Origin of the sequence: Roseateles sp. SL47 (assembly GCF_026625885.1) — a bacterium.
Lineage (GTDB): Bacteria > Pseudomonadota > Gammaproteobacteria > Burkholderiales > Burkholderiaceae_C > Roseateles.
The window spans coordinates 2387226-2401431 of sequence record NZ_CP113068.1 but is presented as its reverse complement, the minus strand read 5'-3'; the positions used below and the strand labels follow the sequence as shown (position 1 = coordinate 2401431).

Genomic DNA, 14206 nt, shown 5'->3' with positions numbered 1-14206 from the left:
ATCGTGGGGATCATCGTGGAAGCGCTCCTCAAGGAAGGGACAGACATGGACACTCCGTGGTTTCAACAACTGGGGCGGCCCGAACGGGGCGAGCCGGGCCTTCGGTTCTTCGGCTTTGCGGCTTTGCGACATTACGCGCCGGGATGGAAAGGCTTGCCCAGGGCCGCCGGCATGTTGGCGCGGATGAAGCTCTCGTTGCGCGAGATCAGCACCAGCACCACGATGGTGGCCAGGTAAGGCAGCATGCTCAGGAACTGGCTGGCCACCTGAACGCCCTGCCCTTGCAGGTGGAATTGCAGCATGGTCACGCCACCAAACAAGTAGGCCCCCAGCAGCACACGGCCGGGCCGCCAGGTGGCAAAGCTGGTCAGTGCCAACGCAATCCACCCCTTGCCGGCGATCATGCCTTCCACCCACAGCGGTGTGTACACCACCGAGCAATAGGCGCCAGCCAGGCCGCACAACGCCCCGCCCGCCATCACCGCCAGCAGCCGGATGCGCCGCACCGGATAACCCAAGGCATGGGCGGCCTCCGGCGATTCGCCCACGGCTCGCAGCACCAGCCCCGAACGGGACCGGGCCAGCCACCAGGAAAGCCCTGCGGCCAGCGCCATCGCGGCATACACCCAGGGATGCTGGCGGAACAAGGCCGGTCCGATCCATGGCAGGTCGGCAAGGCCTGGCACCGCAAACGTCGGACGGGGCCCCAGGGTGGCCCGGGTGTAGGACTGGCCGACAAACGCAGAAAACCCGGCACCAAACAGGCTCAACGCCAGCCCGGTGGCATATTGGTTGGTATTGAGCATCACCACCAGCACGCCGAAGGCCAGCGCCATCAACGCACCCGCGCCCATGCCGGCGAGGAATCCCAGGCCATCACTGCCGGTGTGGACGGTGGCAGCAAAGCCGGCGATGGCGGCCATCAGCATCAGGCCCTCGGCGCCCAGGTTCACCACCCCGGCCCGTTCATTGATCAGCAGACCCAGGGCGGCCAGCGCCACCAGGGTGCCGGCATTCAAGGTGGAAGCCACCAGCAAGGCCAGGGCGTCCATCAGCGGGCCTCCTGCGGCGCACTCCGGCGCAGGCGGTAGTGGATGAGGGTGTCGCTGGCCAGCAGGCAGAACAGCAGCAGGCCCTGGAACACGCCGGTGATGGCCTTGGGCAGACCCAGCCGGGATTGGGCGAGTTCACCGCCGATGTAGAACATGCTCATCAGAATGCCGGACAACACGATGCCCACCGGATGCAGCCGCCCCACAAAAGCAACAATGATGGCGGCGAACCCATACCCCATCGGCACATAGGGCGTGAGCTGCCGCAGCGGCCCGGCCGCTTCCAGCCCGCCCGCCAGGCCGGCCAGCCCGCCGGACAGCGCCAGGGTGCCCCACAGCGCCGCGCGCGAGGAAAAGCCCGCATACCGTGCCGCAGCGGGTGCCAGCCCGCCCACCTGCCACGAGAAGCCCGCCATGGAGCGGAACATCAGCCACCACACCCCCACCACCGATGCCAGCGCGATCCACACCCCGATATGCAGCCGCGTCCCGGGGAACAACCGAGGCACCTGGGTGGCAGGCAGGAAGGTGATGGTCTGGGGAAAGTTGTAGCCCGCCGGGTCTTTCCACGGCCCATAGACCAGGTATTGCAGCAGCAGCTCGGCCACGTACACCAGCATCAGGCTCACCAGGATCTCATTGGCGTGGAAGCGGTCCCGCAGCCAGGCGGTGAGCCCAGCCCACATCAGGCCGCCCATCGCCCCCGCCATCAGGATGGGCAGCACGATCCAGCGCCCGGTGTCTGGGCCGGCCTGCATGGCCACCCAGCCGGCCGCCAGGGCGCCCACCACAAACTGCCCTTCGGCACCGATGTTCCAGACATTGGCCCGGAAGGCCACCGCCAGCCCCAGCGCGATCAGCACCAGCGGCGTGGCCTTCAGGCCCAGTTCGCCCCACGCATAGGCATTACGCACGGGCTCAAGGAAAAACATACGCAGGGCCTGCACCGGGTCCTTGCCCAGGCTCGCAAACAGGACGAGGCCGATCAGCGTGGTGCACAGCAGCGCCAGCAGCGGCGATGCCAGCGACATCCAGCGGGACGGTTGGGGGCGGAGTTCAAGCCGGAGCATGGCGATCCCCCTGCCCCTGCAGACCTTGGAGGTTCTGGGGAGCCTCCTGCGGCCCAGGCTCCCACAACCCGCTCATCCACAGCCCGATCCGCTCGACGCTGGCCTCCGCCACCGGCAGCACCGGTGACAGGCGCCCGCGCGCCAGCACCACAATGCGGTCGCTCAGTTCCATCAGTTCGTCCAATTCCTCGCTCACCACCAGCAGCGCACAGCCCTGGTCCCGCAGGGCCAGCAACTCCGCGCGGATCTGCGCCGCAGCGCCCACATCCACGCCCCAGGTGGGCTGGGCCACCACCAGCAGCCGGGGAGCCGCAGAGATCTCCCGCCCCATGATGAATTTCTGAAGATTGCCGCCGGAGAGACTGCGCGCCGCAGCGCCCGGCCCGGACGCGCGGACGCCGAAGCGCTCAATGATGCGGCTGGCCAGTGCCGAGGCACGTGCCGGTGACCAGTGGCCCAGCCGCCCCACGGGATCCCGGCGGGTGAGCAGCGTGTTCTGGGCCAGCGACATCACCGGCACCGCACCACGCCCCAGGCGTTCTTCGGGCACGTGATGCAGGCCCAGCGCCCGCCGCTGGCGAGGGCCCAGCGGCCCCAGGTCGCGCTCGCATCCTTCGTCGGTGGTCCAGACGAGGGCACCCGGCGGGGCGCGCCGATCTTCGCCGGACAGCAGGCGCAGCAGTTCCTGCTGTCCATTGCCCGACACGCCAGCCACGCCCAGGATTTCACCGGCCCGCAATGCCAGATGCAGGTCCTGCAGCGGCACGCCGTGCGGGGTGTGTGGCGCCAGCCCCAAGCCCCGCACGGCCAGGCGCACCGGCGCTTCCGGGCGGGTAGCGCGCGGCGGTGGCCGGGAGGGCTCCGCGCCGATCATCAGGCGAGACAAGCCGGCATTGGTTTCCTGGCGCGGGTCCACCTCGCCGGTGACCCGACCGCCCCGCATCACCGTGCAGCGCTCGCAGAGCTTGCGGATCTCGTCCAGCTTGTGGCTGATGTAGAGAATCGAGCAGCCCTGCGCAGCCAGTTGGCGCAGGGTCACAAACAGCTTGTCCACCGCCTGAGGGGTCAGCACCGAGGTGGGCTCATCCAGGATGAGCAGACGGGGCTCGGTCATCAGCGCCCGCAAAATTTCCACCCGCTGCCGCTCCCCCACCGACAGCGCATGCACCGGCCGCTCCGGGTCCAGGGGCAGGCCGTAGGACGACGCCAGGGTCTGCACCCGTTGCCGCACCTGGTCCAGCGAAATCGAACGCTCCAGGCCCAGCCAGATGTTCTGCGCGGCCGTCAGCGAATCAAACAGCGAAAAATGCTGGTGGACCATGCTGATGCCCAGCGCGCGGGCCTGTGCCGGGTGCCGGATGTGGCGCGCCTGACCGTCCCAGCGCAGCTCACCGGCATCGGCCTGGACCGCGCCGACGATGATCTTCATCAGCGTGGATTTGCCGGCGCCGTTTTCTCCCAGCACCGCATGAATCTCGCCCGGGGCGACCCGCAACGAGACATCGTCATTGGCCTTGACCCCTGGATAGGACTTGCTGATGTTGCGGAGTTCCAGGCGAGGCGTCATGGTAGAAGCGGTTTATCGGCTGCGGCGGTATCGCGCCCGGCCCGCCACGTAGCTGGCGACCAGGTTGCGTTCGTCGGAAAGTGTGATCCAGGCAAAGACCTTTTCATGCAGCTCGCGCGCCAAGGTCAGACGGGTCTCGGCCACCGTGCCCTGGGCCCAGTCCCAGATGCAGACATCAGCCAGTGTATCCACGCCGAAATGCCCGATTTCCTCCGACAAACCCAGAGCCTCGGCGGCCCCCCGGGTGGCGGCATGCAGGCCGGCCCAGGCGGTAAGGCGCTGGCCATTCAGGGCCTGCACCTTGTAGCCGTCGGCCAGGGTACGTTGCGTGGAAAGTGAGGTGCCGCCGCCGACGTCGCTGGCCGCACTGATACGCACGCCCGCCGCCTGCGCGCGGGGCCAGTCGAACAGGCCGCTGCCCAGGAACAGGTTGGAAGAAGGGCAATGCGCGATGTGCGCACCGGTACGGGCCAGCACGGCATGGTCCTGGTCGTCCAGCCAGATGCCGTGGGCCAGCACGGCGCGGGGGTGCAGCAGGCCGACACGGTCGTAGACGTCCAGGTAACTGCGCGCCTGCGGGAAGAGCCGGGCCACCCAGTCCACCTCACTGCGGTTTTCGGCGACATGGGTCTGCATGTAAAGAGAGGGGTCCGCCTGGCAGAGGCGCCCGGCCATGGCCAGCTGCTCCGGCGTGCTGGTGGGGGCGAAGCGGACCGTCACCGCATAGGACAGCCGCTCACGGCCGTGGTGGCGCTCGATCAGGTCGCGGCAGTCGCGTTCCGCCTGTTCGACGTCATCGCGGAGGCCGTCCGGCGCATGGCGGTCCATCAGCACCTTGCCGGTGATCAGACGCATGCCATGGGCTTCAGCGGCAGTGAACAGTGCCTCGGCAGACACCTTGTGAACCGTGGGGTAGACCACGGCTGCGGTGGTGCCATGGGCCAGCAGCGCATCCAGGAAGCGTTCGGCGCCGGCCTGGGCCACGGCGGCATCGGCATAGCGCTGCTCGGCCGGGAAGGTGTAGGTGTTGAGCCAGTCCAGCAACTCCGTGCCGTAGGAACCGATCACGTCCAGCTGCGGGCTGTGGACATGGGTGTCGATGAAGCCGGGCAGGATGAGCCGCCCCCTGTGGTCCTCGCGCTGCCAGCCGTCGCCCGGGTCGTCGGCCTGCACCCCCACCACACGGCCCCCCTCCACCAGCAGCCAGTGGTCCGGACGGAACCGGACGGCCGGGTCATCCACCCGGCCCCAGGTGGGCTGAGCGGTGAAGTCAAGCAGATCGCCCTTGAGGGCGAGGCGGTCGGTGGGGGGCGTGGCAAGGGTCATGGTGGAGGGGATCCGGGCGACGGGGTGGGCAGTGGCAGTGGCAGTGGCAGTGGCAGTGGCAGTGGCAGTGGGCGGCGGGTAGGCACTCAGCCAGCCCACTAGGTGCTGAGCGGCCGCACCATCTCCCTGGCAACGTCCCTGACCTGCTCCCGCAACCAGCGCAACGGCGCGCTGTGATGGCTGAGGTCATGCCAGAGCTGGTAATAGGTCATCGGAGGAAATGCGACCGGGCAGCGCAGGATGGTCACAGGCCATGCGTCCACATAACGGCGGCAGAACAATCGGCCGGTGGTGAGCACCAGCAGACTGTGCGCCACCATTTGCGGGAGCTGTCCGAAGTGTGCGCCCCGCACCGCAATCCGACGCTCCAGCCCCAGTGAGAGCAAATGCTGCTCGATCACCCCGGGGTGGCCGGGGCTGAGCGGCATCGGCGCCAGGTGCTGGCAGTCCAGATAACGCGCCTGGGTCCAGGCCCGTGGGCCCAGGCGGGCGGCAGGATGCTGCTGGCTCACCAGGCACACCACCTCGTCCGTCAGCAGCCGGCCCATGTGCAGCTCACCGGGAGGCTCCAGCCAGTTGCCAATCACCAGGTCCACATCGCCCCGGGCCAGGGCCGCGCGGTAGTCGTAGTCGGCCGTCAACGGATGCAGGTCCACCTGGATGCCGGGCGCCAGGCGCTGCAGGCGGGCCACCACCTGAGGCAGAAACAAGGGGTCGAGGTAATCGCTGGCGGCGATCCGATAGCGAAGTTGGGCGGTGGCGGGGTCAAAGCCGCTGCGGCGCAGGCGGGTGCCAAAGAGTTCATCGGCTTCGCGCAGCAAGCGCTCGGCCGGGGCCAGCAGGTCGAGCGCCACGGCCGTGGGAGTCATGCCTGAGCCGCTTCGCACCAGCAACTGGTCCCCGGTGAGCGCACGCAGGCGCCGCAGCTTCTCGCTGATCGCGGGCTGCGTGCTGCCGAGCCGCATCGCGGCCTTGGACACACTTCGTTCCAGGATCAAGATCTGCAGTACCCGCACCAGTTGGAGCTCGATCTTGTCGAAATCCAGCGCCTGGGTCATATGAAATTCCGAATATCCACCATGCGCCAGATCCTATAACCTTTGTGGCGACTCAGGAGTACCGTTGCACCATCGCCCGCGCGCATGAGGCGATGTGTGCCCCCGGTGCTACCCCTCACCACCCGCCACTCGCCACCCGCCACCCGCCCCTCGCCACTCGCCCGTTGCCACTTGCCGCCTTCCCCTCACCCATGACCGCACCCCGCCCCATCCGCTTCGTTCACCGTGGAGACATCCGGTCGGTGTCCGGCCTGCCGCCCACCACCACGGTGCTTCAGTACCTGCGCGAGCAGGCCCACTGCACCGGCACCAAGGAAGGCTGTGCCGAAGGGGATTGCGGCGCCTGCACCGTGCTGGTGGGTGAGCTGGCGGAAGACGGCCACACGCTGACCCTGCGCAACCAGAATGCCTGCATCCAGTTCCTGCCGATGCTGGATGGCAAAGCGCTGCTGACCGTGGAAGACCTGGGGCGGAGCGACCAGCTCCATCCCGTGCAGGACGCGCTGGTGCGTTGCCACGCATCCCAATGCGGCTTCTGTACGCCCGGTTTTGCCATGACCCTGCAGGCGCTGTATGAACGGCACCAGGCCAGCGGTACTCGCCCCACGCGCCAGCAATTGGCGGATGACCTCTCCGGCAACCTCTGCCGCTGCACCGGCTACCGGCCGCTGCTGGACGCGGGAGAACAGATGTTTGAAGCGCCCGCCCAATGTCTGGACCGGGCCCCGCTGGTCCAGGCCCTGCAGACCTTGGCGAACGACAGCCCGCTCCGTTATGAAGGGCCTGCACGGGATGGCCAGCCGCAACGGGTGCATGCGCCTCAGACCCTGGATGCACTGGCCGCGCTGCGGGAAGCGTTGCCACAGGCCCGGCTGGTGGCCGGCGCCACCGATGTGGGCCTGTGGGTCAACAAGCAGCATCGGGATCTGGGTGACGTGATCTTCGTCGGGCGGGTGGCCGAGTTGCGGCGCATCACCCGGACGAGCGACCTGCTTCGGATCGGCGCAGGCGCCTCGCTGGAAGAGGCCTGGGCGGCGCTGGCGGCCGAGGTGCCGGAACTGCGGGAGCTGTGGCTGCGCTTTGCCTCGCCCCCGGTGCGCCATGCCGGCACGCTGGGAGGCAATATCGCCAATGGCTCACCCATCGGCGATGGCGCGCCCGCGCTGATCGCCTTGAATGCCAGCGTGGTGCTGCGCAAGGGGGGGCTGCAGCGACGACTGCCGCTGGACGCTTTTTATCTGGACTACATGAAGAACGCACTGCAGCCCGGTGAGTTCGTCGAGGCGCTGGAAATCCCCGTCAGCGCCGCGCCCCAGACGCGGCCTGACATTGCCCTGGGCGAGGCCCATTCACAGGCCGCCACATCGGCCCACACATCGGCCCCCAACTCGGGCTCAGCGTCGGCCCCCAGCTTGGCCACCACCTCGGCCACCATCGTGGCCGCCACCCCGAACACCCTCGCGCATCATCCCGTCGCTCCGTCCCGGCGCCTACGGGCCTACAAGATCTCGAAGCGTTATGACAGCGACATCTCCGCCCTGTGCGCCGTGCTGTCCGTGGTGCTGGATCAGGGCCGCGTGCGGGAGGCGCGCTTTGCCTTTGGTGGCATGGCGGCGATCGTCAAACGAGCGGCTTTGGCTGAAGCCGCGGTGCTGGGTCAGCCCTGGAACGAAGCCACCCAGGCCGCAGCCGCTCAGGCGCTGTCTCAGGATTTCCAGCCGCTGACCGACCTGCGGGCCAGTGCCGAATACCGCTTGCGCGTGGCAGCCAACCTGATGCGCCGCTTCTGGCTGGAAACGCGTGAAGACGCTCCGTTGCCTGCCAGCGCGGTCAGCGTCTGGGCGATGGCGTCCTTGCCCTCCTCCGCTGCGCGGCCCCTCGCCGACTCGGGAGCACCAGCATGAACAAACCCGTGGACCTTCCCGTGACCACCGCCGTGCCGCAGCCTCAAGTCGGTGTGAGCCGTGCGCATGAATCCGCGCATCTGCATGTGAGCGGCGAGGCGCTCTACACCGACGACATTGCCGAAGCCCGCGGCACCCTGCATGCCGCCCTGGGCCTCTCCCCGGTTGCCCATGGCCGTCTGCTGTCGGTGGATGTGGCGCTGCTGCGCCGCCAGCCGGGGGTGGTGGACGTCCTCACCGCTGCCAACCTCCCCGGCGAGAACAACTGCGGCCCGTTGATCCATGACGACCCGCTGCTGGCCAGCACCGAGTTGCGCTATCTCGGCCAGCCGGTGTTTGCGGTGATCGCCACCGACCGCGAGTTGGCGCGCCGCGCCGCCGCGATGGCCCGGCAGGTGATCCAGACCGAAACGCTGCCGCCGGTGCTCACCGCGCGCGATGCCCATGCCCATGCCCTGGGGCAGTATGTCGTGCCACCGATGCACCTGAAGCGCGGCGATGCGGCCACGGCGCTGGCCCAGGCACCGCATCGGCTGGAGGGCGAATGGTCGGTGGGTGGGCAGGAGCAGTTTTATCTGGAAGGCCAGATCAGCTATGCCCTGCCGCAGGAGAACCAGGGGCTGCTGATCCACTGCTCTACCCAGCATCCCTCGGAAATGCAGCAGCTGGTGAGCCATGCGCTGGGCTGGGCGGCTCATCAGGTGGTGGTGCAATGCCGCCGCATGGGTGGCGGCTTTGGTGGCAAGGAATCGCAATCCGCGCTGTTTGCCTGCATTGCGGCGGTGGCCGCCGTGCGCCTGCGTGCCCCGGTCAAGCTGCGGGTGGACCGGGACGACGACTTCCTCGTCACCGGCCGCCGTCATGGCTTCGATTACCGCTGGACGGTCGGTTTTGATGATGACGGCCACCTGCTCGGCGCCGACATCGACCTGATCTCCAACTGCGGCCATAGCGCCGATCTCTCCGCTCCGGTGATGACCCGGGCGCTCTGCCATTTCGACAACGCCTACTGGCTGCCGCATGTGGCGCTGCATGGCTACTGCGCGCGCACCAACACCCAGAGCAATACTGCCTTCCGCGGCTTTGGCGGTCCGCAGGGCGCGCTGGCGGTGGAGATGATTCTGGATGGGGTTGCGCGACGGCTGGGCCTGGACCCGCTGCTGGTGCGGCAACGCAATTTCTATCGCGAGGGACGGGATGTCACGCCCTACGGGCAGATCGTCGAAGACAACCAACTGCAAGCGCTGACCGACCGCCTGGTCGCCACGTCGCACTATCACGCCCGTCGGGCGGAGATCAACACCTTCAACGCCAGCAGCCCGGTGCTCAAGCGCGGCCTGGCGTTCACGCCCCTGAAATTCGGCATCTCGTTCAATGTGGTCCACCTCAACCAGGCGGGCGCGCTGGTCCATGTCTACACCGATGGCTCGGTGCTGGTGAACCACGGCGGCACCGAGATGGGCCAGGGTCTCAACACCAAGGTGGCCCAGGTGGTGGCGCAGGAGTTGGGCATTCCGGCCGAGCGGGTGCGCGCCACGGCCACCGACACCAGCAAGGTGGCCAACACCTCGGCCACGGCGGCCTCGACCGGCGCCGACCTCAACGGCAAGGCCGCCCAGGACGCCGCCCGCAAGATCCGCCAGCGCCTGCTGCCCTTGGCGGCTCGTCTGCTGGCCTGCGATGCGGAGGCGGTGGTGTTCAACGCTGGCCGGGTGCGCGGCGAGGGTCGGGAGCTCCCCTTCTCCGAGCTGGTGGCCAAGGCGTACCTGGAGCGCATCCAGCTCTGGAGCGAAGGCTTTTATGCCACGCCCGGCCTGCACTGGGACCGCAGCACGCTGCAGGGCAAGCCGTTTTTCTATTTTGCGTACGGGGCCGCCGTCACCGAGGTGGTGGTGGACACGCTCACCGGAGAGTCCCGGGTGCTGCGGGCGGATGTGCTGCATGACGTCGGCCAGTCCTTGAATCCGGCGCTGGACATCGGACAAGTGGAGGGCGCCTTTGTGCAGGGCCAGGGCTGGCTGACCACCGAGGAGCTGGTGTGGCATCCGCAGTCCGGGCTGCTGCTCACCCATGCGCCCAGCACCTACAAGATCCCCACCGCCAACGACATGCCGCTGGATTTCCGGGTCGCCCTGTTTGATGCGCCCAATCGCGCGGACAGCATCCATAGCTCCAAAGCGGTGGGAGAGCCGCCGCTGCTGTTGCCGTTCTCAGTGCTGCTGGCGATCAAGGACGCGGTGGCAGCCTGCGGGCCCGCCCACTGCGACCCGCCGCTGCGGGCGCCCGCGACGGCGGAAGCCGTGCTGAAGGCAATCGAGGCGGTGGGCGCAAGGCCGTGACGGCCCTGGCCGCGGTCAGTGCAGCATCAGGTCCACGTCGGAGCCCGGGTCCCCGGCCCCATCCAGCCGCAACCGCAGGAACTCCAGATCCAGGTGCAAGTGTTCCACCAGTTCAGGCACCGCCACCTGCAGGGCCTTGACCGGATCCAGTTGCTGGTCGGCCGCATCGGCCAGTACCTCCGCCAGATGCAGCACGGCCGCCAGGAGGGAGAAGGGGCGGATCTCCAGGGGCGCATTGGCGTCCTTGAAGGCCTCCACCAGGTTGATCGGGAAGTGCCAGTGCTCGGCCAGTGCGGCCGTCACATCCGCATGGGTGCAGGCAAACCGGCTCATCTCCAAAGAGAAGCGACTGCCAGGTTCGGTGGCATGGGACTCCACCTCGGCAATCTGGGACGGGTCCCGCATGGCCATCAGCAACTGCCCGGTGCGCAGCATCAGGCCGGCCAGGTAGGCGGTGTCCGCATCGCCCTGCAGCAGCTTGCACAGCAGCCGCGCATACCCAGCCGTGCGCACGCTGTGGCGCCAGAAGCGCTGGCGGTCCAGGCCCTGCACCTGCGGAAAGCTGCCCGAGAGGCTGGCGGCCATGGCCAGGTTGCGCAGTGTCTCCAGGCCCAGCGCCATGGCAGCGTCCTGCAAGGTCGCAATCGTGTGAGAGGGGCTGTAACGCGCCGAATTGGCCAGGCGGAGCACCTTGGCCGAGAGCGTGGAGTCTTTGGCGATGAGATCCGCCACTTGCGTCAGCGTGACCTTGTCATCATCCAGGCTCATGAGCAGGCGCTTGCCCACTTCCGGCATCACGGGCAAATGCCCATGACCACTGAAGAACCGTTCCGCACTGCTGTTCATCGCCATGACGTCCCCCTACCAGGGCTGCTCATGGCGCCTGAGTCTATGCCTGTCTTCCGGTGGCGGCTAGAGCCGTGGAAGGGGCCAGGGCAAGCGCTGGCATTCCGCGGTGAGACATCACAGGCGGGCGGATTTCTAGGGGCACTGCCGGATGGAAGGCTGGTCAGGCCTCATGGGTCAGGCGTATAAGCGCCACCCGGTCCAGCAGGGTGATGTCGTAGCCCTCCACCTGAACCAGCCCCCGCTGCTCCAGTTGCCGCATCATGCGTGAGAAGGTTTCTGGTGACACCGCCAGTTGCGCCGCGACATCCCGTTTGCGCTCCGCTATCTGGAAACGCGTGTGGGGGCCCGCCCGGCGCATCAGCCAGCCCGCCACGCGGGTCAAGGCGTCTTTGGAGAGCAGGTCGTGCAGGTCGCTGTTGCAGAGCTGGACCTGCGCAGCCATGACCTGCATCAAGGCCAGGGCGGCTTCCGAGCGGGCCTGCAGGAACTCACGGGCCAGATGCAGCGGCCATTCCAGGATGAGTGTGGGCGACACCAGCGCGCAGGCGTCCAGGTCATGGGGCTGGCCCAGCCAGGCGGTGTGCAGATCCAGCCACTGGCCCTCGCCCACCGAGCGCCGCAGCTGGAAGCTTTGCATCAGCACATCGGCCCGCCCCAGACGGTTGCGGCCCAGCCCCGCCGCGCCCTGGCAGACGGCATAGAGATGTGTGGCCACCTGGCCCTGGCGGAAGATGGCGGCGCCCGGGTGGAAGGCGCGCAGTGCCACCAGGCTGTTGAGCCACTGGCGCGTGTCCTCCGGCAATACCAGCCCACCCAGCAGCGGCGCCCAGTCGATCAGGCGCCCGGCCAGGGTGGACGACACGATGCTCTGGCCGACCGGTAGGGTGGGAAAGGCACAAGCGTGTGGGCCGGGTGGCTCGGACAATTCAGTGAAGCCAACCCCGACGGGCGCGGGATCGGTCAGGGGCGCTGGAGCGACGCCGGCTTCATGAGCCGACGCGACCGGCTGAGTGAAGCTGGGGTCGGAACGGGGCACGGTGACAGTGACAAAGCGGAAACACCGCACTGTCGCGTTTCACCCGCACGCCCACCTTGCGACAGGTCAACAACTGGCGATCCTGTACCCCGGTTGCTGCTGCGGTCAGGCTGACGCCGGAGGCATCGATGCTGAAGCGGCTGAAGCGGTCAACGCCCCAGGGCTCCAATAGCCGCGCAGTTCCGCAGGCATGGCCTCCAGCAGCTGCTGGAAGGCGTCGTCCGGCAGCACCGCCCGCACCCCTTCCCCCACTGCCTCCAGGGCCGACTCGGGCGAAAAATTGTGACGCGCCCGCAGCGACCTCACTTCGGCCAGCAGCTCCTCACGCGAGCCCACCGGGGCCACAGGCGCCGACGGGTCCCAATGCTCCAGGAACAGGGCCCGCACCACGGGTGGGAGTTGATCCGCCACCCGCAAGACCTGGCTGACGGACATGCGCCGACGAAAGACCTGCAAGACCCCCACCACCATGTTCCATGCCATGTTGGTGGTGGCCAGATGGGCGGCATCGCGGGCCGTCACCATGAACTTCTCAAAGTCCACGGAAGCACGCTGATATTCGGGGGGCCAGGGCATCGGTCTTGAAGCGATACAAGCGCACAGCGCTCAGAGAATCAGCAGTGCGCGAAAGTCATTCACATTGGTCTGGGTGGGCCCGGTGACCAGCAGGTCACCCAGCGCCTCGAAGAAAGCATAGCCGTTGTTGGCTGCCAGCAGTTCCGCAGGCTTGAGCCCCAGCGCCTGGGCGCGCGCCAGGCTGTCCGGCGTGATGAACCCTCCGGCGTTGTCTTCCACACCGTCGATGCCATCGGTGTCTGCGGCCAGGGCCCAGATGGAAGGCTCCGCCCCCAGCGCGAGCACACACCCCATCAGGAACTCACCCGCCCGACCGCCCCGCCCGGGCTTGGGTTTGAGCGTGACCGTGGTTTCGCCGCCGGAGAGAATCACACAGGGCCGCTGGAACGGCTGCCCATGCCGGGCCACCTCGCGTGCCAGGGCGGCATGCACGCGCCCCACATCGCGGGACTCCCCTTCGATTTCGTCGGACAACATGTAGGCCGGCAGGCCCAGAGTGCGGGCCGCTTCAGCCGCCGCCTCCAGGCTCTGGCGCGGTGCAGCGATGATGCGGTGCTCATGGCCGTCAAAACGCGGGTCGCCGGGCTTGGGGGTTTCCCACTCGCCCCGCTCCAGCGCCTCGCGCGCCACGGCGGGCAGCTCGATGCCGAAGCGGCGGCAGATGCTCAGGGCGTCGGCGCAGGTGGTGGCGTCCGGCACCGTCGGGCCGGAGGCGATGATGGCCGGATCGTCGCCCGGCACATCGGAGATCATGAGCGTCAGCACCCGGGCCGGCGCGCAGGCGGCCGCCAGCCGGCCGCCCTTGATGGCGGAGAGATGCTTGCGCACGCAGTTCATGTCCTGGATGGGTGCGCCGCTGGCCAGCAGCGCACGGTTGACCGCCTGCTTGTCCGCCAGCGTCAGGCCGGGTGCCGGCAGGCTCAGCAGCGCCGAGCCGCCGCCGGAGATCAGGCAGATGACCAGATCATCCTCGGTCAGTGCGGTCTCTTTCACCAGCGCCAGCATGCGGGCCGCTGCACGCTCACCCGCCGCGTCCGGCACCGGATGCGAGGCCTCCACCACTTCCAGCCGCTGCGGTTGATAGTCCGGCGGAATGTGCCCATACCGCGTGATCACCAGCCCGGACAGCGGCGCCGATGCAGGCCACGCGGCTTCCAGCGCCTGCGCCATGGAGCCGCCTGCCTTGCCGGCGCCCAGCACCAGCGTGCGCCCTTTGGGCGGCGGTGGCAGATGGCCAGCCAGGATCTTGCCCGGCAGTGCGCGCTCCACGGCCACCTGAAAGAGGTGGCGCAGCAGGGCACGAGGGGCTTGGAGGGCGGTGACAGCGTTCATGGAAGTCTTGCCAGTATCTTGCCAGGATGCAGGCGGCAGCGCCGCCCCGGCACCATCAGGACATTGGAGGAAGGACAGCAGCCGGGCACGGCGATTG

General features: G+C 68.2%; 11 protein-coding genes. 2 read left to right on the top strand and 9 right to left on the bottom strand.

The annotated features are described in order from the left end of the window. Positions 1-131: 131 nt before the first annotated feature. The 5 genes from OU995_RS10375 to OU995_RS10355 all read right to left on the bottom strand — a co-directional run bounded on the left by OU995_RS10375 (position 132) and on the right by OU995_RS10355 (position 6073). Entirely contained in the window at positions 132-1052 is a 921-nt protein-coding gene (locus OU995_RS10375; RefSeq protein WP_267835454.1) for an ABC transporter permease, read from the bottom strand. Further along, a complete protein-coding gene (locus OU995_RS10370) occupies positions 1052-2122 on the bottom strand; it encodes an ABC transporter permease (protein WP_267835453.1) in 1071 nt (356 codons plus the stop codon). Before OU995_RS10370 ends, OU995_RS10375 begins: the two co-directional genes overlap by 1 nt. Further along, on the bottom strand, positions 2109-3689 hold the full coding sequence (locus tag OU995_RS10365; protein ID WP_267835452.1) for an ABC transporter ATP-binding protein: 1581 nt from the start codon (positions 3687-3689) through the stop codon (positions 2109-2111). The genes OU995_RS10370 and OU995_RS10365 overlap by 14 nt, the downstream gene beginning before the upstream one ends. 12 nt (positions 3690-3701) lie before the next feature. Then, the gene (guaD, locus tag OU995_RS10360) at positions 3702-5015 is read right to left on the bottom strand and encodes a guanine deaminase (RefSeq protein WP_267835451.1); all 1314 of its coding nucleotides are present in this window, start codon (positions 5013-5015) and stop codon (positions 3702-3704) included. A 98-nt stretch (positions 5016-5113) separates the two neighbouring features. Continuing rightward, the gene (locus OU995_RS10355) at positions 5114-6073 is read right to left on the bottom strand and encodes a LysR family transcriptional regulator (protein WP_267835450.1); all 960 of its coding nucleotides are present in this window, start codon (positions 6071-6073) and stop codon (positions 5114-5116) included. A gap of 191 nt (positions 6074-6264) precedes the next feature. Between OU995_RS10355 and xdhA the strand changes: the two genes are divergently transcribed. Next, complete coding sequence (gene xdhA, locus OU995_RS10350) at positions 6265-7977, top strand: xanthine dehydrogenase small subunit (RefSeq protein ID WP_267835449.1); 1713 nt, start codon at positions 6265-6267, stop codon at positions 7975-7977. Beyond that, complete coding sequence (gene xdhB, locus OU995_RS10345) at positions 7974-10316, top strand: xanthine dehydrogenase molybdopterin binding subunit (RefSeq protein WP_267835448.1); 2343 nt, start codon at positions 7974-7976, stop codon at positions 10314-10316. Before xdhA ends, xdhB begins: the two co-directional genes overlap by 4 nt. A gap of 15 nt (positions 10317-10331) precedes the next feature. Here the strand turns inward: xdhB and OU995_RS10340 are convergent, their stop codons facing one another. From OU995_RS10340 to OU995_RS10325, 4 genes are all read right to left on the bottom strand, one after another. Beyond that, the gene (locus tag OU995_RS10340; protein ID WP_267835447.1) at positions 10332-11168 is read right to left on the bottom strand and encodes an HDOD domain-containing protein; all 837 of its coding nucleotides are present in this window, start codon (positions 11166-11168) and stop codon (positions 10332-10334) included. Positions 11169-11325: 157 nt separating this feature from the next. Beyond that, on the bottom strand, positions 11326-12027 hold the full coding sequence (locus OU995_RS10335; RefSeq protein WP_267835446.1) for a Crp/Fnr family transcriptional regulator: 702 nt from the start codon (positions 12025-12027) through the stop codon (positions 11326-11328). A gap of 279 nt (positions 12028-12306) precedes the next feature. After that, positions 12307-12777 carry a DUF2267 domain-containing protein gene (locus OU995_RS10330; RefSeq protein WP_267835445.1) on the bottom strand — a complete coding sequence of 157 codons (471 nt, stop codon included), beginning with the start codon at positions 12775-12777 and terminating at the stop codon, positions 12307-12309. 30 nt (positions 12778-12807) lie between these two features. After that, positions 12808-14109: a glycerate kinase type-2 family protein gene (locus OU995_RS10325; RefSeq protein WP_267835444.1), complete on the bottom strand. Its 1302-nt coding sequence runs from the start codon at positions 14107-14109 to the stop codon at positions 12808-12810. Positions 14110-14206: the final 97 nt, after the last annotated feature.

Coding starts and splice junctions, on each gene's coding strand:
- xdhA (WP_267835449.1), top strand. CDS start 6,265: ATGACCGCACCCCGCCCCATCCGCTTCGTTCACCGTGGAGACATCCGG.
- OU995_RS10365 (WP_267835452.1), bottom strand. CDS start 3,689: ATGACGCCTCGCCTGGAACTCCGCAACATCAGCAAGTCCTATCCAGGG.
- OU995_RS10375 (WP_267835454.1), bottom strand. CDS start 1,052: ATGGACGCCCTGGCCTTGCTGGTGGCTTCCACCTTGAATGCCGGCACC.
- xdhB (WP_267835448.1), top strand. CDS start 7,974: ATGAACAAACCCGTGGACCTTCCCGTGACCACCGCCGTGCCGCAGCCT.
- OU995_RS10370 (WP_267835453.1), bottom strand. CDS start 2,122: ATGCTCCGGCTTGAACTCCGCCCCCAACCGTCCCGCTGGATGTCGCTG.
- OU995_RS10325 (WP_267835444.1), bottom strand. CDS start 14,109: ATGAACGCTGTCACCGCCCTCCAAGCCCCTCGTGCCCTGCTGCGCCAC.
- OU995_RS10330 (WP_267835445.1), bottom strand. CDS start 12,777: ATGCCCTGGCCCCCCGAATATCAGCGTGCTTCCGTGGACTTTGAGAAG.
- OU995_RS10355 (WP_267835450.1), bottom strand. CDS start 6,073: ATGACCCAGGCGCTGGATTTCGACAAGATCGAGCTCCAACTGGTGCGG.
- OU995_RS10340 (WP_267835447.1), bottom strand. CDS start 11,168: ATGGCGATGAACAGCAGTGCGGAACGGTTCTTCAGTGGTCATGGGCAT.
- guaD (WP_267835451.1), bottom strand. CDS start 5,015: ATGACCCTTGCCACGCCCCCCACCGACCGCCTCGCCCTCAAGGGCGAT.